Below are 23,748 nucleotides of genomic sequence, written 5' to 3'. Positions count from 1 at the left end.
TGCGGGATCCCTCGTCGGTCGCATCGCACCACCCGGCTGGAGTCCGAGCAGGAGGTACCGGCTACTGAATCGCAGCGAGTCGATAGGGCGCTGAGCCGATGCTCGTCAGAAAGCGGCGTGCGGCAGCCCGCAACGCGGGACGTGCCGAACTCAGCCATCCCGCCCCCGAACTGCGTCGATAACTGTGCCGAAGATGCTTTTGGGAAACTCGCCGCCAGTGACCTGCCCTGGCCCATAGACACGAACACGGTTGTCCTCGGGCGCGTCGACATGCAGACTCCCCTCGTTGTCGATTGTCACCTTGGTGTGGCCGTCGGTGAGGACGTGAGCACTGGCGGCGGGGCGCACCTTGAGTGAGTTGCCCCAAGATGACCGGAATTCGATCGTGACGTGACCGGACTCGACGATGAGCCTCGGAATACCGCTCCACACCACGATCATTAGCTCGTTGCCGGGTGCGACGTTGATGGGATATTCCGGTGACACGTCTCGTGTCTTGATGTGGTTCCAGTCCACTCTGCGGCGGATACCGGTGACTCGTCGAAGGTTCAGCGCCGACACGCCTTCTCGGTGTGTGGCCGGCTTACGGCAATCGATCTCGGTCATGGTGCTTTCTCCTGGATTCGGAACTGCTTGAGCTCGGCGCGGAGCTGGTCAAGGCTGTCGAACGGAGCTCCGGTGTGTTCCGGGGAATGCGCCCACGGACGATCGCGGCAGTAGTCCATGACTGCGCCGATGTCCCAGTCACTTTTTGGCAGCACGTATTTCTGCATACCGTGCTCCAGCGAATGCTTGTGGAGCTTGATTTCCGGCTGGTCGTAGGTCGAGTGACGATAGGCCTTGATCGCGCCTTCGCGGGTCACCGAGGTCACGAGACCCACACTGATGGTGGTTCGGTCGTAGGACGGTTGACCGATCATGGCCACCCGCTCATTGCGCACGAACACGATTCCGTCACCGCGTTTGAAGCTCGTCATAGGGAGCACATCCGACTCTCATGCCGTCGCGGGATCTCGAACGCGAGGCCGGAAAACGCCTGCCCTACATGGTCTCCGTACATCAGAGTTCCCCAATCCAGTTGGGGCGATGCCACTGTGGGTGTTCGCTGGTGACGTCGCGAAGATTGACCGGCATGATGACACCGATGAAGGCGTCTCCGATCGTGACCAGGATGCTCTTCTGCGACTTGCCATGGACGCCGTCGCGCGTCACCAGGACCATCGGGGAGTCCTCGACGACGACCGCGAACTTGGCGATCTGCTTGGGGTTGAGGCCAGTCACCGCGCGCGGCACACCTTCGGTTGACTCGGGGAAGAGGGCTTGCCAACGCGGGAAATAGACGTCAGTGTCCTTGACGGTCAGCGTCTCCCCGGAACTGAACACGAACTCGGCATAGTTGCCGGCCGGATTCACCGATACAGTCCGCGTCCAGCGGTCACTTTTGAGCGTACGGCTCAGCCGTATCAGTTCTTTGGCGTCGTCGAGCGAAACATTGAGCCCGAACACCGGACCCGGCTGGTTGTCGAACTGCGATGGCGACGGGATGTCACATTCCCCGCTGATCTCAGTAATCCACTTCGCCTTCGAGACGCCCATGGCCTTCCCGTCGGTGGCCACCGAGAGCAGGTTTTCACCGAATGAGGTCAGATGGATCTGGTGGTAGCTCTTGGCCCATCCGGTGTATGCGAGCACTTTGTCGTGCTCGGCGAATGCCATCGCCTGCTTGATAATCCGGTACAAGTCGGCAGTGAACAGAACGTTGCTCATGCTCGTACCCCTTTTCAACAGTTGACATCACGGGTCGATGGCGTTGAGCTCCCGCCGTCAGCCCACTCTCTATTTTAGAGATTAGCACACCGCTGTCTATGCCGTGATCACCGGACGCACCTCATCCCCGCGCCGAGGGGCTGCGCGTGGACGGTGCCATGAACTACAACGGATTCCAGTCGTGGGCAGATCACATCGACGCCAGCAGCGCGCAACAAGCGTGCGAAAAAGCGGCTGGCTGGTGAGCGCGTGCGGGCGGGAGAAGTTGCACCACGTGAGGGGATCCCGCGTACAAAACGACCACTGCGAGGAACCACGGCGGGTCGCAGATGCCGCACCGAGGGACACGACAGCCGGCCGTCTGTTCGGCGCGTTCTACCAAAATCACTCATCGCCGCACCTTTTCCAACGTGGACACTAATTCAATTGGCAGTCCGCTTCTCTCAGCGGCATGCTTGACCGAATACCCTTGATCTACAAGTGATTTGGCCCAAGCCTCCGCATCGGGTGTCACCGACTTAGCGCGGTCAACTCGCTTGTTTCGCCGTGTGGGCGATTTCTTCGTTCCCGGCTTCTTCGCTGGTGGCAACGGGGGCGGGGTCAGGTCGCCGTCCAGCGACTCGAACCAGACATGGACGAGTTTGGCCTGGGCGATGGTTACGGGCTTGCCGCTGATCGGCGTGTTGGCCGTACTGCTGTAACCGAGCGCTGCGGTCAGCTGCTGGCGTGTCCAACCCGCCGCTGCGGCCTGGTTGAGCAGCATCCAGGTGGGCTCCGGGTCGTCGACCTGCGCGTTGTAGTCACGGATGCCTTGACGTCCCCGGGACCGCTGCACTGTCCGCACCGCGCGGACGTCGTCCGCGGTGAGGTCAAGCAGTATGCGCCGATGCAATTTGCTGCACCTGGGCTCCGCTGCTCGCCCAACGAGCAGCGACACTAGACCTCGCGAGACACATGCAGCCGCGGCGATCGCACCGATCGTGAATGTGGCATCAGATCGGTCCTTGCTTGCCTCCAGCGCAAGCAAGCCTTGGAGGTGTTCACGGACGTCCTGCGCGGACACCCAATCAGCGCGGTACGTCGCTCGCCGCTCCGATGCGACGCGTCGCATGTAACTGCGGTTCTCGGTGACGCAGACAACGCAGCGGCAACCCTGTTGAAATCCACGGGTGCTGTGGTCGGTGACGCCCGGCTTTGGACCGGTGATCATGTCGGTGCCGCCTTGCCCGGGTGAACCCCAGGTCCATCCAGTGAATCGTTCGATAGCGCCATCCTGCGGCCGTAAGTCTCCGCGCTTGCGCCGAGACCGGGTGGCCGCACACCATTGGTACAGCTCGAAACGCTTGCCTTCGACGTCCTCGACGGTCCCAATCGGCATCCGCGCCAGTGTGCCGTGCTTGGCGATGTACTGATGGCACGCCATTTCCGCTATCTGCCATCGCGTTTCCGATGGCTTCCACAGGAAGCGCCGTTCTCCTTTGCGGCCGGTCGGTGTCGATGCCAGTAGGACCGATTCCAGGATCGGTGGCAGTGTCCCGTAGATCTTGCGGCGCCGAACTGTTCCGAGCCAAGCGTCGAGGTCGATGTCATCCTCGATGTGCCCCGGTGGGACATCGGCGTGACCTTCCCACGCGGCGAAGGAGCGAAATGCCGCCACGCCGGCTTGATCGACCTCTGACAACGGATACCAGTCCCAGCCCGGCATCTGCCGGAGTGCCTCGGCGATCCCGCTGTCCAGCTCGTTGTCCCAGTATCTGCACAGCTGTGTTGCCACCCACAGCCGCAGTGGGCGGTTCAGTCCGTCGACGTATCCCGTGAAGATCGAATCGCCCGGTGCCGTGTCATCGAGGCTTCCCCGATCAGTGCAAACAGCGCGGAGACGGTCCAAGGTTCGCTCGTCGGAGGCCTCTTTCGCACCCCATCGCCAGCCGTTGACCGATTCAAGCCTCTTGCGACGGTCTTCGTCGAGCATCCCATCACGGAATAGAATGCGCTGCAGCGTGATCCACTGGCCCAACGCTGTGCATTGCGTGGTAATCCGCGCGGCTGACCCTAGCCGATCTGTCTCGTGGCATAGCTGCTGAAAGTTGCGCTCCCATACCGACGATGTGCGCTGCAGCAGCCGCGTGATTATCGTCCCGGGCTGGCTCCCGGTAACTTCCAACCAGTCCACAACATCGCGATCGATGTAGCCGTGGGTACCTGTGCGGCGTGCCTTGTCGATGTCGTGACCGATCCGCGAGTCATGGGCACGCAGCCCTTGCAGAACCCGCCACACGTGGGCGTAGGAGGACGTGGACAGCTGGTCCTGATCATCAGCGTCGGGGTCGAGAATCAGCGGAATGACGATGGTGCCGTGGGATTTTCCGGGATGCTTACGCAAGGCTCGACCAATGGCCTGGATGATTCCCACCTGGCTGGTGCGTGGATCGGCGAACACGACGGCGTCGACTGCCGGCACGTCGATGCCCTCACGCAGGCACTGCGACGAGGCAACCACGGTGATCCCATCCGTCCGTGTATCGGCGAGTCTGGCCAGGATCTTCACGCGCTCTGAGTCGTGCATTGAACCGTCAACGGCGAGCGCACGGATAGGTGCGCCGTCCACATCGATGAGTGCGCTGACACGTTCAGCGAATGCCCGTGCAGAATCGACTCGATTGTGAAAAGTCAGGATGCGCCGCACACCGTACCGGCGCACTACATCGAGCAGCGCGGCCAACGCAGCTCGCTCTCCGGTCGCTTCCCCTGCTGGTTCGGTTGTGGTGGTCACCAAGACGCGGTAGTCGGCCAACAATCCAGCGCTGACGGCTTCCCCAACATTCAGGGTGTATGCGATCTCCCCGAACAACGCAGTGTCATCCATGGATCTTGCGACCGCACTCGCTCCGGACAAATCGTCGATGGCCTCAGCGCCGCCACGGCTTTTCAGGACGATGGGCGTTGCCGTTGCGAATACTCGGCGCCGCGCCAGCACACTGCGCGGATCGAGCACCGGGAGAAATGCAGCGTTGGTGCGGCCGGCAAGGTGGTGAGCCTCGTCAGCGACCACCAGATCCAGGGGTCGTCCGCTGCGCGTCAAGCCGATCCCGTCAGCGACCACTTGCGAGGAATGGTAAGTGGACACCACGAGAGACATGGACGCACCGGATTTCTCAGCACGTTCAAGGAACCCGGCAACCACCTCAGCTCGGGTGGTCACGTTGCCGTCTTGGTCGTGTTGCCCTTCGAACGGGTCGATTCCGTCAACGCCGATTTCCGCGCGCCCGGCATCCGTTGTCGGATCTGAACATACGGCCAATACGCGCACGCCAGGTACGACGCGGCGCCACTCGGCGATGGTCTGTGCCACCAACGCAATGCTGGGCGTGAACACCGCGACTGTGCGGGCCCCGACTTCGAGCGCGTGCCACGGTCCGATGAGAGTCTTGCCGGTACCGCATGCCATCCGCAGCTGCGCTCGTTCCCCTGCGTCGGCTAGCTCGTCGAGCGCGGCACGCTGATGCGGACGCGGTTGCGGCACAGCATCACTGATCGGTGAATACCCCTGCAGTAGCGCAGTCATGCCGCCACCTGCTGCTCGCCCCGAAGTTTGGCCATCGCCCCTTCAATGAGCCCGCGGACCTTGACGACGGGGAGCCGATACTTGTCTGCGACTTCGGTCACCGACTGCGGCTCTCCCGTATCCAGCCCGAACACTTCGGAAATGACTCGCCGCTCGCGATAAGAGAGCCGCTCCATCAACTGCGAAAGCTGCTGGGCAGCACAGTCATGAGCATCATCCCGGTCGCCACAGTCTCGACCTGCCAGGAGGTCGAGCAGGCTGGAGGCGCCATCGCGACCTCCCTCGCTTAGCGGTGCGTCCAGAGAAACTGCGCGGGACATCATGGCGCGCATCTGAGCGATGCCCATTGGGCTGACACCCATCACGGCTGCGAGATCAGCATCGCTAGGCGTCCTACCCAGGTCAGTACCCAGCTGGGAGGTGACCATGAGCAGTTCCCTGCAACGCTCCTGGTCGCTGGAAGACAGCGCGGCGGGCGTTGCCTTGGCGATCGCTCGCTGTTGATGGAGACGCACCCAATGAAGCGCGTACGTGGAGAACTTGAATCCCTGTGTGTAGTCGAATTTTTGAACAGCCCGAATGACGCCGACCATCCCTTCGGCGGTGAGGTCTTCCACTGTCAGCAACGCACTGGCGCCCCTTACCGCCCGCTTACGCGCCCACCACGCGGAGAGCCGAACATTCGCGGTCACGAAATGCTCGAATGCTGCTCGACCGTCCGCAGCGACCAATCTCAACTGTGCCGGGGTGTACGGCGAGGCTCCCTTGGCGAGTAGGAACTGTGCGTACAAGCCGGCCTCTATCCGCTTGGCAAGCTCCACTTCTTGCTCCGCGGTCAACAACTCGGGCAGATCCTTGGGAAGATCCGTCTGCTTCACTAAATGCATGGCCGTGCTCACATCTCCCTGAGACGCGACACAATCGCGTGTGGGCCGTAAGTGACGTACCCCTCTCGGACTCCTCCAATGGAGGGATCCTCTACGCGGAGCCGAGCCCCATGCTCGAAGAAGTCTCCCGCCCGAAGCGGCTCAGCGTGGATCTCGGTAGTCCTCATAGCGACCACTGATCCGGCATGCACGGCGTCTCCCCCAGCGGCACAACGATCTCATCCTCGTCGCCACCCGCGTACTCATCGCAGCGCTGATCGCCCTGTTGTTCATCACCTTCGTGGTCTTCGTGATCGCTATCGAGTTCGTCGTCCGAATCACCGAACGACACCACGACGCCGAACGTCGGACGTGGCTTATTCCCCTCTCGGCGGGCGTATTCGTCGGACGCCTCGAAATCAGGCACCGTACGGATATGCTCAATCACCGCGTCCGAGATCTGCTCACCGTCGTGACGAGCGGCGACCGTCAGGCGGCACACCCGCATCTTCTGCGCGTTGTGATCGGCGGGCACCGACACCACATCGGCCGGGTCCACCAACACCACCAGCATCTGCTCGCTGAAATCGCTGGCATAGTTGTAGGTTCCGACATGCAGGCCCACCGAGCACGCCGAGTGCCTGTCTGGGTTGACCAGATCACGGTCCATCCACACCGTCGCACCGACCGGGTACGGAATGTTCCCGGTAATGGTCTCGCTGGTGCCGTCCTGGTGGACCACCGTCACCGCCTCACGACCGGCGTGCGCCGAGAAGCCATCGTTGCGTACCGACTTGTAGCCGACGATCAGCCCGTCGGTGGTCAGCACGAAGCCTCCGGCCTTGAGCCAGCCGAACAGCTGTGAGCGCGATGCGGCCGACGGGTTCCGCTCCAGACGGCGCAGGAACGCCCCCAGTGGTGCCATGTCGGCGGTCTCGCGGGCAAGCCGCAGCGCGGTAGACAGCACTGTCTCGGCCACCGGGTCACCGTGAGTGACCCGGTAGGCGTCGTCGGCGTCGTCGTCGTTGCCGTCCACTACCGACACCGCCTCGGCGACGGCTGCTTTTACGGTCACCCGCACCACCTCCACCAGGCTCTTGACGGTGGCGAAGTCCTGGCCGTGGTCATCAACCAGGTAGGTCCGCACGTTCTGGTAGGCGGGGTCGGCGGAGCCGACCATCACGGTGTCATCGCCTTCGGTGACGATGATGGAGTTGGCGTCGATGAATGCGCGCATGGTGTGTGTTTCCTTGTCTTTCGAAGCTCGATGGGGAGATACCGGTCAGGCAGCGTTAGCGGAGGCGTTGTCGGCGGTGGGCAATCGCGGCGGGGTGTGCACGATGTAGTCCACAAAGTTCCGGCGGTCGAATTCAGAGACGCTGCCTCGCATGTGGTCCAGCAGCGGGTACGCCTTGTTCAGTGCTGTAGTCAGCTGCCGCACCTCGGCCAGGGCGCCGCTGCCGACCCCCAGGACAGCCGCACGGGCCATCACATTGGCATGGTCGACGGACAGAGCCCGGCGGGCAGTTTCGATCTCGGCTAGGCGCACCACCATCTCGCGCAGCGGATGGTTCGGGTCGATCCGGTCCACCACCTCAGCGGCGAGCCCCAAGCGCACCTTGTCGCTGGTCCAGTAGGGCTGCGCGTCCACCGCAGCGGCGATACGTTCGATGTCGGTCCAACCGGCGGACTCGGCGTCGAACCGCGCCCGCGCCCACTGGTGATAGGGCTGCGCCTCGGGGACCGCAGCCAGCAACGGACCCGGTTTGCGCCTACCCAGGTAGACCGCCACTGCCACAATGGAATCCAGTCGGGAATCGTGGCTGTAGTGAGGGTCGCCCTCGATGTACCAGACCGGCAACCCGAGCGCGGCGATCTCCGCGCCGGTCAGCACCTGCCGGGTCTGCGGCCCGCCATCCGTGGCGACCATGCGGGTCTCGTATCCGGACAGCCCGCTGCGCGGTGCGCGCTTAGTTGTCGTGGCCGCCAGCCACTCGGTGAAGCTGTACACGGTGACACCGGGGGTGTCGGCACTGATCGGCCAGACCTGCCCGGTAGCGGTGTCGCCTTCTCCCAGTATCGGAAGATCGATGCGGTCGGAGCCTTCGACGATTGGGACCACCCACCGAGCCTCAGAATGCGTTTCAGCCATCAGCGTGGCGAAGCTGCGCAGGCCACGTCGCGCGGGAACACCGGTAACCACCACAACGTCTTTGAGGACACGTTCAGCTGCCAACGCGGTAAACACCACCTCGTCGGCCTCGGCGATCTTCCAACGCCGCCGGTTGGTGCGCCGCCCCTTTTCCGACCCGAACCGCACACCCGAACCGGCGGGCACCACGGCGTGAAACGGGACCGGCAGCAGATCGGCGCGGGCCACATCGCCCAGGATGCTGGCGCGCAGAGTCGCAGCGGCGTGCACGTCGGTCAGTGCCAGGGTCGCCACGTCTTCTTCAAGGTCTCCGTAGACCTGCGCGAATGTCTCGAGCGCGGCGTCCACGGCGGTCAGCGTGCGCTCAGTGGCGACCACTGATTCGCGACTGGGAGTGTGATCGAACGAACCGATGGGCAGTTCGATCACAGCCGCCTGTAGCCGCGTGGCCCCAAGAACCTGGTCGACCACCTCTGGAACGGCGTCGAACAGTGTGCCGCCGGACAGCACCGCGACGGTGCGATCCCCCGCGCGCAGGCAGCCGACGGGTCCGATCCAGCGCAGCCCACCCGACAGGCTCGCCACCGGCTTACCGTCCACCAGGACGGTGCCTTCGGGGTGGGCCGAGGCGACCTCACGGATGACCGTGTTCCACTTGTCGATCTGGCCTGTGACTTCCACGGCGACGGTGATCGTGGTGCCGTTGGGCAGGTCACTGGGAGCATCAGCGAGTAGCACCTGATGGGTGAGATCACGAGCGGCGCGCACCAGTGTGCGGCGGCCGCCCTTGATGGTGTCCACCAGGAACGATTCGGCCACTGTGAGAGCCGATTTCGCGCCGACACCAAGACCGCCGATCTGGTCGTTGCTGTCGCGCTTGGTCGAAGCGGCGAACGCCAGGAACGTGGCTTCAACCTCGGCTGCGGACATACCTATACCGGCGTCGGTGACAATGAGGTTGGGTTCCAGTTCGGTTGGGCTGGTCACCTGCACCGGGGCGGTACTGCCCGCCACGCGAGTGGCGTCAACGGCGTTGGAGACGTACTCGCGCACCACCGCCAGGCGACGGTCGGCGTAGAGGTTGATGAGGATATCCATCATGCGTCGCGCCCCCTCGGGGTCCACGCGGCTGGCCATCGTCGGTGCCGAAGCGGTGACATCGCCAGTGGTGACCAGTGTCGAGGTGGGGGCGGGAAGACGCATTTCAAGCTCCTGAAGGGGTGTCGGCTGATCTCTATTTTAGAGATTACACACAGCCGCCGACAAGTTCGCGTTGTGCAATAAATGCGGTGTTAGTCAGCCACTAGTCAGTCAAGATTCCGTCCTCGACGAGCCACTGAACCAGGCGCGCTGCAACTGTGGGCGCGTGCGGCCACCCCAATGCGCGCAGATCGTCACTGGGACCGGGAATGCGACGTTCGATGGCCGGCTCCAGCACCTCGATGCACCACATGGCCGGATCGGCTCCCCACTGCGCGGGACCGAGACCACCCATGAGCGCGGCGGCGAACTGCCGTGCCACGCAGGCGCGGTCGGGCCAGCCGAGATCATCGGCGCTGCGGCCGGCCAGAAACAGCGCCGCTTCGGCTGCGACTCGCGATGCGCTCTCAGACATGGGTTCTCCTTGCGTTCCAGGCGGGACATCGTTGGCAGGAAACCATTTCCCGGCCGCTCGACCTAGCCACATGCACCGACACACCGGGGCGCAGCCTGCCGCCGGTCACGGGCTACGGCTCGGTCGCAGGAAGGACGTGACAGCTACCAGCCTGGGCTCGTCGCGCCGCGTGCCCCCGCCGATGGGGTCGCCTGACACTGTGGCGACGCACCTGGCCCCCACGAAAGGAACCGCCCAGTGCAGATCACCGTGAAATTCACCGACGTCTATGACGGCCAGGAGTATCCGCGCACAGAGACCTTCGACGTGCCAGCTCCGACTGGCGGCCTCGACGAGTGGGCCGATGAACATCTGCGCCCACGCACTGGCAGCGATGCCGGTGCCGACGAGTCCGGTTACTTCGCCGAGATCGCCACCTGTTCCGACGATCCGGGACTGGTCGGCCGCGAATTTAGCTGGGACGTCTGATGGCCTGGGAGCTGACCACCGCCGACCCAAGTGCGGGCGAGCCTGCAGTCACGCGTCACGCCACCTACGACGAGGTGCTCGACCACATTCGCGCCACCTACGATCCCGGCGGCTATTACGCCGACGAGGGCAGCGGGAGTCTGCAGAACTACCTCCACGGCGAGGGATACGAGTTCGACTACCGCGAACTCCCCAACTGAACGGACCGCAGGATGCAGTGGATGTTCAGGACGCACCTGCCGTCAGTTCAGGTGTGCCCGTGAGGCTTTGGAGCGGCGACTTTCGCGTTGACCAGAGCACACGCCGTGCGTGTGGGCGCGTAACGACGCCTGAACGCCGCTCTGAATAGGACCCCGGTGGCGGCCAGCGCGGCGGGAACGACGGGATGCAGAGAAGCCCCTTCGGTGATATTCTCTATTTTAGAGATTTACGAAGAGCAATCACCGACCCTGTCGCGAGACCCGCAGAACCCGAACCGCCTCCACAGTTGCCGCGGTCGATCACCGCTCCAACGCCGTCAACCAGAACAGACAAGGAATGCCATCTATGTCCGCACCCGCGCTAACGGCCACACTCCCCGACTGGGCACAAGTTCTCCCACAGCATCTGGCCTCCGGGACTCTGGAGGGCCGAAGTGTGATCTTCTACCGCCACATCGACGGGGTGTTCTGGGACTCCGCGTGCCGGATGTGCCAGGGGCGCACCGCTGTCAACGAGCTCATGCCCAATCACCGCACCTCTCCAGCATGCCGCTCCGGCGGCCACCACCACTGCACCTGCGACGCCTGCTTCTGAACGGAAAGGACGAACGATGCGCGTATTCGGACGGGATCTGACAGAGGGTGACGTGGTTGTTCTCAGCGGCGTGAACTGCCACATCCGGTCCATCCTCGGCGGTGATTCGTACCGGGATCTGTTCACTGACAAGGGCTACCACCTCGTCAAACCCGGTTTCACCTATACGGTGTTGGAGCGCGGCGGCGTCGCCGCGACGGACGCCGAATCCAAGATCTGAGACTTCCGCGCCCAGCTTTCCCGGGGCCGGGCCCACGGCACTGTCGTCCTGCGCCGTTATATTGCGACTCACACGCTGCATGCAGGTCGGAGGGGAAGATGGCTGGACGTTCGCACCGGTGGGATGCATTCAGCATGCCGTGGATCGCCGAGGCACTCGCAGATTCCGAACGCTGCTACCAGGCCTCGATCGACGAGATCGACACCGTCCCAGACGAGATGAAGAACCACCCCACCAGGCCGTACATGAAAATGTTCGCCGACAACATCGCTGACGCCGAGCTGTACTGGATGAGCCGCACAGCGGCATCCGTTGCAGCAGACCTCGCCAGCCGCGATATGCCGGAGACCACTTTCCAAGAGCTGATCACCACGTCAGATCTGGCACCAGTCGGGCTGATGCTGTGGCCGAAACCGCTGGCCACATTCAGTTGGCGAAGCATTGACATGAAAGACGCGGGCCAATCAACGGTTCCGGTCACCTGGGACGGTATCGCTTGGATCTATGACCAGACCCACATCACCAGCTACCTGCTCTCCCAGATGCGCGATCCACGCAAGCACGGACAGCTCAGCGACATGCGCCCCAAAACATCACCAGGAAAAGTACTCCGCTTCGACCAGCACGAGCTAGCCACAGTGGTCGACCGCGGTTCCGGCGTCCTCGACCTGGTAAGCCCGCTCGACGACCCCGAACTGAATCAATCCGGACCACCCACACTGACGGCCACAGTGCTCTCGCTGCTCGCACTGATCGGCCAGCAGCGCGTTGTCACCCAGAAACGGGTCAACACTGGCCCGGCCAAGAAATCAACCCGCACCACACGCAACGACGTCACGATGCTCGACATTCTGCGCCCACCTGGAGTCAGCGGCGTCAACGGCAACCCAGACAACGACGATCGCGCCTACCGTCGATGGTTCGTACGTGGCCACTACAAGCACCAACCACACGGCCCACAAAACAGCCTGCGCAAACTGATCTACGTCTCCCTGCACACCGCCGGCCATCCCGACGCACCCGACCCGACCGGCCCACCGCCGCCACGTGTCTCAGGCATCTACGGCAAGAAGTTCAAGCGTCGGTAGCACTCCGGCTACAGTTTCACCCCGATCAACTCGCGCGGCCGTACTCGTCGACACGGTTCCCCTGCCGGTCGACAAGCTGATACTCCTGCCACGGTTCCAGCTCTGGGGCGCGTCCGTCACGCAGATGCTCGACAGTGACCGGGATCGGTGTCCGAGGCAGGTCACCGCGGCACTGTCGCAGCCTGATCGCGGTACGAACGCTCTTGTCCGACACCAGGAACCCGCCATGGTTGACGGGGAAGTCGCGCTGTACCCATGCCCCGCCCTCGATGCGGCACCAACGCTGCTTGGCCGCCTCGATCGCCAGCAGCGCTCCGCGTTCGATCATGCGCAGCACGGTTCGTTCACTGACACCGAGGTGGTTGGCCGTGTCATTGACAGTCTGGTTGTAGCCACCGAACCGCCTGTGCTTGATCGTTCGATACGGCCGGACCGTCTGCCGGTAGCGCACCAAACCGGGGCCGTAAACCTCGCTTTCATGCAATCGATGGTTCCCCGACCCGAAGCGCACCGCGTGCAAGGTTCCGATCCTGGCCAGATAGCGAACCTCAGATGCGGGTCGCTCGACAATCTGGGCGGCCTGGTCAAAAGTGAGGTATTCCGCGGTGACGCTGCGCCGTTGACGCGGATCACCGATCCTCAGCTTCGGGCACATCCGCGCCACCTTGGCACTGAACACCCCTGCCGCAACCAGATCGACGGTGCGGATCCGAAGATCGCGGCCGCGGCGCTGGGCCGGCAGCAGCCCTTCGGCGACAAGCGCCTCGATGACATTCGGTCGGGTGCCGGCGAACGTAGCCGCGCTGGAACGCGTGTGCAGTGCCAATGCGGGGTCGATGTCGGGTTGGCTCCACTTCAGCCACGCCAGGAAGTTCTCCACGTGCGCATCGGTCAGATTCGCACCCCGTTCAGCAGCGGCGCGACGGCGGTCGCAAGCCTCGGCGGCGCGTGCTGGTTTGGCGGCCTGGGCGGCAACGAGCGCATCCACCTCGTGGCGCCGTAACCACAGCTTGGATCCGGAGGTGACTATTTCGAGCTTGCCAGCAGCGGCACGGCGGCGCAGGGTGCGTACGGTTACACCGATCTTGTCGGCAGCCATCGCGATCGGCACCAGCAGTGGGTCCTTCATCAAGCCACCGGGCGGAAGGCCCCGAGACTTGCGGATCTTGTCGCTGCGCAGCTGGAGCACAGCGAACAAGTCGTCTTGACAGACCCGCGTCGTCCCAGCAATGGTCCAGGTGATGGCCCCTCCGCGCTGCAGCGCCTTGCGGGTCCCTGAGGTACTGATCCCCATCATCGAGGCAGCATCCGCCATAGTGAAGCACTGCAGGCCCGATACCTGGTCGCGGATCATCCTGTTTTTGCGCCGAAGCAGGCCGGGAGCGACACCATCGGTTCGGCGGCGGTTCTCGGCGATCGCCGCGCGGACTTCGGCGTCGATGCGATACGCCTCCTCGAAATAGATGCGGCGCAGCGAGGATTTCTTGTAAGGAATCCCCCACACCATCAGGATGTCTTCCGGGACCATTGCCCGTTCACGCCGACCCACACAGCGCCACATCAAATTGCGCGGCTTCATATCCGGGTTGGCCTTGGCAAACCTGCGCCACCACCGCCACATCGTTTGCGGATGCAACCGCAAGATGCGGGCCACCTCCTCGGCAGGCACACCGCGGTCGAGTGCTCCGCGAGGGCGGTTGGTGGCCCAGCCGCAGCCCATCTCTGGAGGCAGACCTGCCGCCAAGATGTTGCCCATCGCCCACACGTAGTCCGATCGGATACGGATCGTTCCGAACATCCGCAACGCGGGCAGTCCCCCTCCCAGGGTCATGCGGCGCACCCGCTCCCTCCCCAATCCCAGCTGAGCGGCTGTCTCAGCGAGGGTGAGCATGCGGACCGGCTGGTTGTGGCACGCGGGATAGAAACCGCGGTCCGGGTTCGGAGTGCCCAGCAAGGCGTCGATCTCGCGGACCCGATCGTCTGGCAGCGGTTCGGCTTCCAGATCCCGGCCCGGGTAGAGCAGCTCAGTGACCAGTGTCCGGTCGTCGACTGACGGCGGGGCGGGCACCTCGAGCCGCGTCTGCTGCTCTTGCTGCTCGTCGTAGGCCGCCATCGCTGTCATGGACTGCAGCATCATCTGGCGTTCTTCGGGGGTCAGGCCTTCGCACGCGGAACGTAGCCACTCGGGCAGCTCGTCGAAGTCGCACTGGGTGTAGTCCGCGGCCATGGGCGTCAACGTAATGGCCACACGCGGAGGCGCTTTCCTGCGACGCGGGGCACGCCGAGCAGCCGACAAAATCACAACACGCTCGAACAGGTTTTCGACAGGCCGGTTCTCGTGTCCGGTTCCTGTTTCCGTCTGGATTTGTCGGATGTAAATTGTCCCGGCCGCGCTGAACCTCCCCGTACTTCGATGTAAATTACCCGTTTGACCTGTGGTAACTGTCAAGGTTCTGGTTAATTCACTGCTCAGCTGGGCAAACACGCAACTGTCGTGGGAATGGGGGGTGCCTCCGGCAGCGGATATTCTCTGTTTCAGAGAGAGTGCAGGTAAAGATATGTATCTAGAACAACTAACTAATGAGCTTTCACCTATAGACCCTGTTGCCCCTGTCACGCCGGGTTGTCCGAGGCACCCCCCATTCCCACGACAGCTACGCATTGCTGCAGGTGAACCGAAAAGTCACCGATTTACTGACAGTTACCGCAGGTCAAATGGGTAATTTACCGCGAAACTCGGGGAGGTCCAGCTAGCAGCGAACCGCAGCGAAGACGAACACCCGAGTAGGCGTTCGAGCATTTGGAACTGGTCGTGCTGGCATGCACTTGCGCCTCATGAACGAGCACTAGCGGAACCTTGGTGCAGTGGCGGTCCAGAGCCCGGTCTGCGCATCCTGGATGGTGGATGGATCAGTAATCGCACCGGCCCGGAGGGTGGCGAAACCGCCCAGTCCGGTGGCGTGGCCCGCCGGCGCCCGGATCAGGTCAGTTCACGAGCAGCTGCGCTGAGTCCCATGGTGTGGCTTCGGTGGCCGCCTCGACCAGATTGCCGTCGGCGTCGAAGCCTACGAACAGGGTTCCGATCTTGCCGCTGGAGCTGGCGGTCACCGTCGCCCGCCCGCCCGTGCGAGCGCTGACCAGCGACGGGGAGCTGTCGTCGAGGATCATGAAATCTGTCCCGGCGAACCGGACCCGCTTGGCCACCAGCGACGCTGGCGCCACGCCTTCACGCTCTTCGCGCTGCACGTCCGACCAGATCTTTCGGAGACCGACGACGATTGCGGCCGCTCCCCCAAACACGAGCCAGGTCGGGCCGCCTTCAGAAAAGTAGAAGGCCACCGCGAGCAGACCAACGCTTGTGAAGAGTGCACCGCCGGGGTCGTGCTGTTTCATGGTCCGCTCCTTTCGTCAGATCCGTTCGGATGTGCAAGTGTTGCCTGCTGCGAGCAAATCTAACGCGGCAAGCGCCAATCATTCTCGCGTTGGCTGTCACGTCCTTCTTCCTGCTGGAGATCTTGATCGCCTCGGCCATTTTGGAAGACGGCTGACGCGCGACTAAAGAGTGTCGAGCAACGCCACGGAAGACCGGGCCCGGCCGGCCGATTAGGATGCGGTCATGATCTGGACGCTTCACGCCAGCACCAACAAATGCCTGTACAAGGCCAGGATTCATGGCGTCGCAGATATTGAAGACACCATCCGCGCGCAACGACTCGAGACCATTACAAGTCCCGGCGGGAGCCTAGTTTTCTGGTTCTCGCCGTATAGGACCATCCAGGTGCTGAATCATGTTGGCGTCGAGATGCTGCTCGCGGCGTCGGATTTCACAGCTCGCGATGTTCCGTTGCTGTATGGCGGCGTTGTTGTTTCCGGTCGCGACGCGGCTGGCAGACTGGCAAGTCTGACTGATGAGCAGATGCGCTGGTTAATAAACGTGGAGCCCGGACGTCGCGAGGATTGGGTTTTGTCCCGGCGTTTCGCCCGGGCGGAGAAGGAGCTGCGCCGCCGGTCCCGCTCTGAGCATGCGGCATTGGAGGCTTCGCTGTGGGAGAAGTTCTTGCCGCCATCCGACTGAATCCGGCCGACGTAGCTATCACTTAGGACGCACCACTAATCACGGCTTCAGCAATATCTTCACGATACCGACACCGGTCGCTAAGAGAGGCACCCCTCGGGTGATCGCCGTTCACTCTGTTCATCGATCGCTGGAATGCGGTTGCCGACAGGAGAACCAGGCGTCCCGCACGTTCGAACTGCCCCATCTGCCGACCGGGGCTGCACTTGGCCGGCTGAGTGATCGGTGTCGCGGTTGCGGATCGGCAATCCGGAACATAACGTATACAGATAGTTTCATCTGCATACGTTATGTTCCAATGACAGTGCGAATCACCTTTCGAAGCGAAACGTACACAGGTATGATCATCTGTACACGTTTCGTTTCACTGTGCGATTGAGGAGGTGACCTGTGGAAGCCCTCACCCCGAACACGGCCAAGCTGCGGGGACTGTCGCGCAGCGCGCTCTACCGCCTCGCGAACGACGGACGGATGGACCGCATCGCACGGGGGATCTACCTGCCCGTTAACGCGCCGGCTGCCGACTGGGACCAACTCGAAGCCGCGACCCGACGTACCGACGCGACGATCTGCCTGACGTCTGCTCTCGCCTATCACGACTTGACCGACGCGATCCCCTCCACGCTGGACGTCGCGATCCGGCGAGGGGCGCGCCCACCGGCCAGCACAGGTGCCATCACGTGGCACCTGTTCGATCGGGACACGTTCGACATTGGCCGCGAGCAGATCACGATCGCCGGATCGGACCAAACGATCGGGATCTATTCCCCGGAACGCTCGATCGCCGACGCGTTCCGCCTCCGCGGCGAGGTCGGACACGAGCTGGCACGCGATGCGTTGCGCGAATGGCTGCGCCGCGGTGGAAAGCCCGCGCGGTTGATCGACATCGCGACCCGGCTTCCGAGGGCCAAGACCCCCGCTCTGCGCGCGCTGGAGATGTTGGGTTGAGCGACGGCGACAAGGTGTTCCGCCGCATCCAGTCCGCCGCCCGCTCGGCCAAGGACAGGGGCGGCCCCGCCGCGCCGACCCAGGAGTACTTGATCCGTCATGTTCTCGAGTCGTTCCTGGACCGGCTCACCCGCACGCCGCACGCCCGTGACTTCATCCTCAAAGGCGGGATCCTATTGGCCGCCTACGGTGTTCGCCGACCGACGAAGGACGCTGACGCTAACGCTGCCAGCGCCGACGTCACCGCGCAGCACCTCGTCGACGTGGTCCGCGATATCGCCGCTGTGGCCGTCGACGACGGAGTCGTCTTCGACATCGACGCAATCACCGTTCAGGACATCCGCGAGCAAGCCGAATACCCCGGCTTGCGCGTGCGGGTTCCTGCGACGATCGGTCGGTGGAAAGGCGTAGCGCTGTGGGACGTTTCCACCGGTGACCCGGTCGTTCCGGCGCCCCGGCCGGTGACCATCGAGCGGATTCTCGGCGACCCGATCACGCTGCTCGGCTACGCCGCCGAGACCAGCATGGCCGAGAAGGGCGTGACGATCCTCGAGCGCGGCATCACCAGCACCCGCTGGCGGGACTATGTCGACATAGTCGCGCTCGGTCGGGCGGGCTTCGACGAGGCGGAGCTTCTGCGCGCGGCCCGGGCCGTCGCGGGATACCGAAGGGTTGTGCTCGGTCCGGTTGCTCCGCTCCTGGAGGGCTACGGCGCAGTGGGACAGGCGAAGTGGGCCGCGTGGCGGCGCAAGGAGGGCGTCGAGTCCCTCTGCGAGGAGACCCTCGATGACCAGGCCGCCCTGGTCGCAGCCTTCCTCGACTCCACCTTCTCCCTCGGCCCCGGGTAACCGCCCGCCTGGCCGACGGTCGGCGGGCACGTCCCCCTGCCGAACGGCCGACCGGCCTTTCGTTACGACGCACTGCACGTGCCTTCGACCGGCCCATTGAGTGCCCACGGCGCATCCGCCTTCCGAGCCGATAGTCCTCAGCGGGATACCGCCGCGTAAATGGTGTCGGCGCCCCTGATTCGCCGCACGCAGGCACGCTACAAGCGCTGCCGCGCCGGACACCCGCGTCAGCTGCGCGCTGTGGCACAGTGCGCGACAACGGGGCGCAGACGGAAGGGACTGCAATGGCCAATTGTGAAGTCAATCGACCGCTTGAAGTCTTCGAAATGGCACTGACACAGCGTCTGATGGACACGTTCGAGCCGATGATCGAGCGCGCGACAGCCGAACAACTCGACAGGCTGGCCACCCTCGTTGAGACCCGCCGGACCCACCTTGCCGACCCGGTAGATCAGGCCCGCCGCATTGCGGCTTTTAAGCGCGCCGCGATGGAGCTGGCGCGAGAATCAAGCGGCGATGACCCGTTGCCCGCAGGCGCCGTGTTGTTCTACGCAATCGAAACCGAATCCATGCTGACCGGCCAGCCGCCGAACGAGATAGCGGCTGGAGATCCGGCTGCCGCGGAGGCGCTCGAGGAGATAGCGCGTACCGGCCGCAGAACCCATGTCATGCGGGGGTGGCTGCATCAGAATTGGGAAATTGTGTCGCAGCGCGCCTCAACGATTCTGAGCGTCGAAGCGATCACCGCTGCGGGGTGATGAGTTTGCAAGCGCCACAGTCTTTCTCGCCGTCCAGACACCAGCTCATGCCCGCTCGCCTGCGGGCGGCGGTCAACGATCCAGGTTCGCGATATCCCTGAGTAAGTTGGACCAGATACGGGCGACGACGCCGTAACGGACCCGGTCCTCGACCAGCACAGTTTCGTCACTGTCGAGCACGCCGGCACCGCGCACGGCGACGCTGGCTAGCAGGAACACCGTCTCGATCCGGTCCCGCAGCTCAGCGTATTCGGTGTCGGTGAGGTTGACCGTTTCAGCCGCCCCAGCGGAGCCGAGCGTGGTGGGGATGGTGCTGGTTTTCATCGCGAACCTTTCGACGGACGAGTGACATAGACGGCGGCATGTGGACCGAATAGCTGCTCCCAAATGGCATCGAGCGCTGGCCGGTCAGCTTCGGTGTAGGTGAACGATCGCAGTCCTGTCCCCCTCGGAGCCCCTGACTTGCGAAGGGCAGGGAGGGACTCGATGCCGCGATTGCCCAGGAATGCGTCGAATTCCGGCTCCAACGCTTCGGCCACGGCCGAGGTCATCCCCCGCTGCTGCAGGTAGTCGCGCAAGCGCAGCGGAGCATCGCCGGGGTCGATGTCCGCGATCTCGCCGAGTGCGCCGGCAAGGGCTCGGCGCGCCTCGGCTTCCAAATGATCCGCGTCGACAAGGTCCCGAAACGCGCGCAGCACCGTCGCTTTGGCGTGCACTGCCTCGACGACGCACGCCAGCCGATCCCCACCGACACGCGGGTTGGCCCCAGCGATCTCCCCAGCCGCGGGTGCGGGTGGATCCAGTGCTGGAGATGTCCCATTGAAGTACGCATCGAGAGCATCGGCGGCCTCGGCCTGAAATGCCTCGATGATCGGACGGGCGTCATCGGAGACACGGTTGGTGTCGATGGTTGCCAGCCACATCGTGAAGGTGCGGCGGTCGATCATGACCATCTCGCGGTTCTTGCCATCCTCCGCGACCGTGGAGACGAGCTCCATGGTTGCCCAAGACTTCCCCTTAAGCTTCTGAAGTTGGCCCGAGTAGTCGACATTGATCGATTCGCAGCCGTGACGAAGCGACACCATCGGCGTGCTGTCGATCAGGGTCGCGACGATTTCGCGGTTGGTACCGGGCACCGCGATCGGAATGAGTTCAGCGCTCATCAAATCCCCCCAAGCCTCAAAACGTACGTTAACTATTGCGTACGTTCGCGCGTACGTCAAGATAATCGCGCCCTGAACACGGACCCAAACGTTCGTGTCCCCGAGATCGTCTACCGCGCAGCTCGCTGGACTTCGCCAGTCCCGTAGCCGACACTTACCCTGTGCGCGAACCTATGCAGCCACCAGAGGCGGAGTTTTTAGAACGTCTGCGTACCGCAGCAAAGCCCAGCCTTTCGGTACGCGCGGCCGCCAAGGAGGCTGGCATCTCAGATTCGCGATGGCGACAGATCATCAAGGGCTATCGGCAGGAGACGAAAGACCTGCGTATCCCTGTCCGTGCACCCGCCGATACCTTGGCCCGGATGGCAACGGTTGTTCAAGCCTCCCCTGAAGAACTTGATGCTGTTGGCCGAAGTGACGCGGCCGACATCATGCGCGCCGCTGCTGATCGCATGATGTCGGCGCTCGACGAACGAGAACGCAAGCCCGAAGGATTGGCTGAGACTGCTTCGGTCCAGGCTCTCGGGAATCGGGCCGCCAGGTACATCTCGGAGCATCCGATGTTGGTCGATGGGGTTTCCATCGAAGAACTCGCCGAAAGATTCAAAACCCTGCTCGACATGGTCGACAACAGCCAGGCCACGCATCAGGCGATGACCCAGCTGGCCCGACAACTTGAGGCGGCGACCGACAACAATCCGGAGTTTCCAACGCCATCCGAAATCGAGCAGTCCCTACACGAGGCCCGACGGGGAGCTGTCGAATTCCGGACATTCCTGGCCGACGTGATGTTCCAAGTAATGACGACCGCAAATTCCGCGACCGCTGCAGAGCTCAAATCGCTGCTACGGCCCCTGTACGACCGCGCGATCACCGGAGGGGCTTCACCGCACGCAGACGACAGCGAGGCACCTCGCGGTTGACCACAACCGCATAGTTCCTGATTCCATGGTCATTCATCAGGAATGGAAGCTGCTTCCGGCCGTGGGCTGAGAGCGGGCTACGCCCTTTAGCCGGATTCTTAAAAGGACGTGACAACGCGTGCGCAGGCCAGTAGCACACGGGTGCGACAATTGAGCGATGAACAGGCGCACGGCACTATTGGCGGCTGTGGTGGTTACGGCCAGCGCAGCGGTGTCGGCATGCTCGTCCAGCGATGCCGCCGAGAGCGCTCCTACACCTGTTTCACACGCGGTTCCCACAGCGGACACCGCTAAGGGTCCGGCGGCGCCCGCACAGCGGTGGATTGACGTGGGCGGAACCGCTGTCCCCCAAGCAGATGCGGCCGGCATCCAATATGGTGCGCAGCCTTACCCAGGTATCAACATCGGACAAGGTCAGATCGGCACCTCACCAAACAAGTGCACTCTCGGACCACTGGCCCGACGGATCGCCGACGGCGCTTACGTTTTCGTGACCGCTGGCCACTGCGACGAACGCCCTGGAGAGGTGGTCAGCATCTGGTCCGGCCCCAACGGCGAAGGCCCGAAAGTAGTGGGAACGCTCACCGGGGAATTCGATGACGAAGCCACAGGCCAAGACTCAGCGCTACTGGAGACTGTCCTCGCACCTGCGCCCGACGCCACCAAGATCGCCGGAAAATTTCCGATCAGCGGGGTGATGCCCGAAGCCGAGGTGCGGAAACTGCCAGCCGGAACCCCGATCTGTCTGGACGGTGCACGCAGCGGGGTGGTGTGCGGGCCGCTGGTCCGAACCGACTGGGACACGATCAAATTCGGCACCAACGCTATAGGAGGAGACTCGGGCTCCCCTGTGTTCCTCGTCGGCGCGGACAATCGGGCTGTGCTGATCGGGATCTTCAAAGGCGAGCACGGAGCGACTGCGCTGGATGCGGCCACCTACCTGCAGCCGGCCCTCGACCGTCTCGGTGTCGAGATCGTCACCGGCTGACCCGCGCCGCCGACACATCGGAGGTGCATCGGCCGTCCACTTCCAACCCAAATTCATCAAGGCTGCAGAAAATGGTCGCATCTGCCTGGGTAAGCCCGCGCGACGAAGACCAAGCCCGCCAATCCCGTCGTCCGATCTGTAGTCATCAGCGTACCCATCCGATGTGGATCTGGCGTCTAGGACTCGTCTGCCCGCCAGGAGCGCCGGAAAAGCCCGTGGCTGAAGTCAGGATCCGCCGAGGTTCCTGTGAAATCCGGCAATGCATCTGCTGTGACGTTACGCAGGGTCGCCGCGGTGAAGGCGTCGGTGCCTTCGAGGTCCTCAATTAGCCGTTGTCGGTGCTGTTCTAGGGGCTCAAGTACTTCAGCCACCTTTAACGCCGCGTTGAACGAGGCCTGCTGGGCGGCGGCGACGATGAGCCGGCTCAGCCGGTCACGATCCATGTACCGTGTGTCGTCGGCCAGTTCGATGTCAACGAGGTTGCCGGAGGTCGTGACCCATGCGCGGACCAGCCCGTTGTCGGATACACCGTCGACCCGGCCGATGGAGTCGATGGCTTGTCGAGCTCGCCGGAACGCTTCGGCTTGACCTTCGAGGCTGTCGAGGTCGAGATCCGGGTCGAAGCGGTGGTCGTCACTCATTCGGGGAGCCGTTCCATGGCGCGCCGAGCTTCTTTGCGGATCGACGCGTCGCTGTGGGTGAGGTAGGGCTCGATCCGTGCCCGGACACCGTGTGCCTTCATCTGGATCAGGGCGCGAATCGAGAAATACGTGAAGGTGTCGAGAAACCTCAACGCCAGATCGCGCGCCTCGTCGGTTTTCACCTTGCCCAGGTACTCGATCAGCGGGCCCGCCGCTGCGCCCTGAGGCCGCAACTCGTCGATGAGTTCAGCGATAAGGGCGAAGTCGCGTTTGGTGGCGATACGGGCCAGTGCCACTGTGGCGTAACCGATTAGGCCGCTGCGCATCGGTGGTTGTCGGCGCAGTTGGGCAACGAGCGCCTCGATCGCGGCCGAGTTGCCGCGGGCAGCGAGATCGTTGAGGTTGCGAATGAGCCCTGCTCGGATGGATTCGCGGTGGGGCGTTTCCGGGCCGGGGATGCGTTCCTCTAGGTGTGTCAGCCAGTCGATGAAGATGGGGATGCCTTGGGGAATGGTCCGGACACGGTTGGACAGGTCGCCCAGCGTGTAGCACGGCACCCCAACAGCGGCGAGTTCTTCCATGATGCGCCGGTCAAACCCCCGCTGTCCGTCCTTGTAACGGGCTGGCAGGTGCTCCATCCAGTGAGGGCCTTCAGGCATCCCTGGGTAGGTGATGGGCTCGTGGGACTCCTGTGCGTCGGGGCGGGTGCGGGGGGTGTCACCAGCTTGGGCTGGGCGTGGCGCTCGGACCAGGTCGGCGCTGGTGGCTTCGATGCTGCCGATGGCATTGCGGAGGCCGGCGAGGACCTCGGCTTTGTCACGGTTGGGTGGTGGGCCGGCGGACTGAGTCATGAGACGGCGCCCCGATG

25 protein-coding genes are annotated in these 23,748 nt (G+C 63.5%); 11 read left to right on the top strand and 14 right to left on the bottom strand.

Going from position 1 to position 23,748, the window contains the following annotated elements; all coding sequences use genetic code 11:
• Positions 1-150: 150 nt before the first annotated feature.
• From ACNQR1_RS18270 to ACNQR1_RS18235, 8 genes are all read right to left on the bottom strand, one after another.
• Positions 151-606, bottom strand: a complete 456-nt coding sequence (locus ACNQR1_RS18270; protein ID WP_047036651.1) for a hypothetical protein — start codon at positions 604-606, stop codon at positions 151-153.
• Entirely contained in the window at positions 603-977 is a 375-nt protein-coding gene (locus tag ACNQR1_RS18265) for a hypothetical protein (RefSeq protein WP_047036652.1), read from the bottom strand. The genes ACNQR1_RS18270 and ACNQR1_RS18265 overlap by 4 nt, the downstream gene beginning before the upstream one ends.
• An 82-nt stretch (positions 978-1,059) precedes the next feature.
• Positions 1,060-1,767, bottom strand: a complete 708-nt coding sequence (locus ACNQR1_RS18260) for a hypothetical protein (RefSeq protein ID WP_047036653.1) — start codon at positions 1,765-1,767, stop codon at positions 1,060-1,062.
• A gap of 388 nt (positions 1,768-2,155) precedes the next feature.
• Positions 2,156-5,332, bottom strand: a complete 3,177-nt coding sequence (locus tag ACNQR1_RS18255; protein WP_418047420.1) for a helicase-related protein — start codon at positions 5,330-5,332, stop codon at positions 2,156-2,158.
• On the bottom strand, positions 5,329-6,231 hold the full coding sequence (locus ACNQR1_RS18250; protein ID WP_052773190.1) for a sigma-70 family RNA polymerase sigma factor: 903 nt from the start codon (positions 6,229-6,231) through the stop codon (positions 5,329-5,331). The genes ACNQR1_RS18255 and ACNQR1_RS18250 overlap by 4 nt, the downstream gene beginning before the upstream one ends.
• Positions 6,232-6,382: 151 nt before the next feature.
• Positions 6,383-7,435, bottom strand: a complete 1,053-nt coding sequence (locus ACNQR1_RS18245; protein ID WP_076111726.1) for a hypothetical protein — start codon at positions 7,433-7,435, stop codon at positions 6,383-6,385.
• Positions 7,436-7,480: 45 nt separating this feature from the next.
• Complete coding sequence (locus tag ACNQR1_RS18240; protein ID WP_234802113.1) at positions 7,481-9,553, bottom strand: ATP-binding protein; 2,073 nt, start codon at positions 9,551-9,553, stop codon at positions 7,481-7,483.
• 100 nt (positions 9,554-9,653) lie between these two features.
• Positions 9,654-9,965 (bottom strand): hypothetical protein, encoded by a 312-nt coding sequence (locus ACNQR1_RS18235; RefSeq protein WP_047036660.1) that lies wholly within the window; start codon positions 9,963-9,965, stop codon positions 9,654-9,656.
• Positions 9,966-10,202: 237 nt separating this feature from the next.
• Here ACNQR1_RS18235 and ACNQR1_RS18230 point away from each other — a divergent pair, with 237 nt between their 5' ends.
• The 5 genes from ACNQR1_RS18230 (at position 10,203) to ACNQR1_RS18210 (ending at position 12,536) form a co-directional block, all read left to right on the top strand.
• Complete coding sequence (locus ACNQR1_RS18230) at positions 10,203-10,433, top strand: hypothetical protein (protein WP_047036663.1); 231 nt, start codon at positions 10,203-10,205, stop codon at positions 10,431-10,433.
• On the top strand, positions 10,433-10,633 hold the full coding sequence (locus ACNQR1_RS18225) for a hypothetical protein (protein WP_047036664.1): 201 nt from the start codon (positions 10,433-10,435) through the stop codon (positions 10,631-10,633). The genes ACNQR1_RS18230 and ACNQR1_RS18225 overlap by 1 nt, the downstream gene beginning before the upstream one ends.
• 346 nt (positions 10,634-10,979) lie before the next feature.
• Complete coding sequence (locus tag ACNQR1_RS18220; RefSeq protein ID WP_131721842.1) at positions 10,980-11,228, top strand: hypothetical protein; 249 nt, start codon at positions 10,980-10,982, stop codon at positions 11,226-11,228.
• 16 nt (positions 11,229-11,244) lie between these two features.
• Positions 11,245-11,448, top strand: coding sequence for a hypothetical protein (locus ACNQR1_RS18215; protein WP_047036666.1), 204 nt, complete (start codon positions 11,245-11,247; stop codon positions 11,446-11,448).
• Positions 11,449-11,546: 98 nt separating this feature from the next.
• Positions 11,547-12,536 carry a hypothetical protein gene (locus ACNQR1_RS18210; protein WP_131721843.1) on the top strand — a complete coding sequence of 330 codons (990 nt, stop codon included), beginning with the start codon at positions 11,547-11,549 and terminating at the stop codon, positions 12,534-12,536.
• A gap of 25 nt (positions 12,537-12,561) precedes the next feature.
• On the opposite strand, the gene ACNQR1_RS18205 is transcribed toward ACNQR1_RS18210, so the two are convergent.
• Both ACNQR1_RS18205 and ACNQR1_RS18200 read right to left on the bottom strand, forming a co-directional pair.
• The gene (locus ACNQR1_RS18205) at positions 12,562-15,021 is read right to left on the bottom strand and encodes a helix-turn-helix domain-containing protein (RefSeq protein ID WP_418047419.1); all 2,460 of its coding nucleotides are present in this window, start codon (positions 15,019-15,021) and stop codon (positions 12,562-12,564) included.
• 500 nt (positions 15,022-15,521) lie between these two features.
• Positions 15,522-15,929 carry a hypothetical protein gene (locus tag ACNQR1_RS18200; RefSeq protein ID WP_047036670.1) on the bottom strand — a complete coding sequence of 136 codons (408 nt, stop codon included), beginning with the start codon at positions 15,927-15,929 and terminating at the stop codon, positions 15,522-15,524.
• 223 nt (positions 15,930-16,152) lie between these two features.
• Between ACNQR1_RS18200 and ACNQR1_RS18195 the strand changes: the two genes are divergently transcribed.
• The 4 genes from ACNQR1_RS18195 (at position 16,153) to ACNQR1_RS18180 (ending at position 19,165) form a co-directional block, all read left to right on the top strand.
• Entirely contained in the window at positions 16,153-16,611 is a 459-nt protein-coding gene (locus ACNQR1_RS18195) for a hypothetical protein (RefSeq protein WP_019345525.1), read from the top strand.
• 390 nt (positions 16,612-17,001) lie between these two features.
• A complete protein-coding gene (locus ACNQR1_RS18190; protein ID WP_019345524.1) occupies positions 17,002-17,559 on the top strand; it encodes a type IV toxin-antitoxin system AbiEi family antitoxin domain-containing protein in 558 nt (185 codons plus the stop codon).
• Complete coding sequence (locus ACNQR1_RS18185; RefSeq protein ID WP_052773193.1) at positions 17,556-18,407, top strand: nucleotidyl transferase AbiEii/AbiGii toxin family protein; 852 nt, start codon at positions 17,556-17,558, stop codon at positions 18,405-18,407. Before ACNQR1_RS18190 ends, ACNQR1_RS18185 begins: the two co-directional genes overlap by 4 nt.
• A 284-nt stretch (positions 18,408-18,691) precedes the next feature.
• The gene (locus tag ACNQR1_RS18180) at positions 18,692-19,165 is read left to right on the top strand and encodes a hypothetical protein (RefSeq protein ID WP_418047418.1); all 474 of its coding nucleotides are present in this window, start codon (positions 18,692-18,694) and stop codon (positions 19,163-19,165) included.
• A 72-nt stretch (positions 19,166-19,237) separates the two neighbouring features.
• On the opposite strand, the gene ACNQR1_RS18175 is transcribed toward ACNQR1_RS18180, so the two are convergent.
• Positions 19,238-19,489, bottom strand: a complete 252-nt coding sequence (locus ACNQR1_RS18175) for a hypothetical protein (RefSeq protein ID WP_019345521.1) — start codon at positions 19,487-19,489, stop codon at positions 19,238-19,240.
• On the bottom strand, positions 19,486-20,328 hold the full coding sequence (locus ACNQR1_RS18170; RefSeq protein WP_019345520.1) for a phage antirepressor N-terminal domain-containing protein: 843 nt from the start codon (positions 20,326-20,328) through the stop codon (positions 19,486-19,488). The genes ACNQR1_RS18175 and ACNQR1_RS18170 overlap by 4 nt, the downstream gene beginning before the upstream one ends.
• Before the next feature lie 161 nt (positions 20,329-20,489).
• On the opposite strand from ACNQR1_RS18170, the gene ACNQR1_RS18165 reads away from it, so the two are divergent.
• A complete protein-coding gene (locus ACNQR1_RS18165) occupies positions 20,490-21,251 on the top strand; it encodes a helix-turn-helix domain-containing protein (protein WP_131721845.1) in 762 nt (253 codons plus the stop codon).
• Positions 21,252-21,579: 328 nt separating this feature from the next.
• Positions 21,580-22,239 carry a hypothetical protein gene (locus tag ACNQR1_RS18160; RefSeq protein ID WP_019345518.1) on the top strand — a complete coding sequence of 220 codons (660 nt, stop codon included), beginning with the start codon at positions 21,580-21,582 and terminating at the stop codon, positions 22,237-22,239.
• A 176-nt stretch (positions 22,240-22,415) separates the two neighbouring features.
• On the opposite strand, the gene ACNQR1_RS18155 is transcribed toward ACNQR1_RS18160, so the two are convergent.
• Together ACNQR1_RS18155 and ACNQR1_RS18150 are read right to left on the bottom strand one after the other, a co-directional pair.
• Complete coding sequence (locus ACNQR1_RS18155) at positions 22,416-22,880, bottom strand: YbaB/EbfC family nucleoid-associated protein (RefSeq protein WP_019345517.1); 465 nt, start codon at positions 22,878-22,880, stop codon at positions 22,416-22,418.
• Positions 22,877-23,731: a hypothetical protein gene (locus ACNQR1_RS18150; protein WP_019345516.1), complete on the bottom strand. Its 855-nt coding sequence runs from the start codon at positions 23,729-23,731 to the stop codon at positions 22,877-22,879. The genes ACNQR1_RS18155 and ACNQR1_RS18150 overlap by 4 nt, the downstream gene beginning before the upstream one ends.
• Positions 23,732-23,748: the final 17 nt, after the last annotated feature.

This window comes from Mycobacterium sp. 48b (assembly GCF_048282725.1).
Lineage (GTDB): Bacteria > Actinomycetota > Actinomycetes > Mycobacteriales > Mycobacteriaceae > Mycobacterium.
Note: the sequence above shows the minus strand (reverse complement) of the source record. Positions and strands in the feature narration are given on the sequence as shown.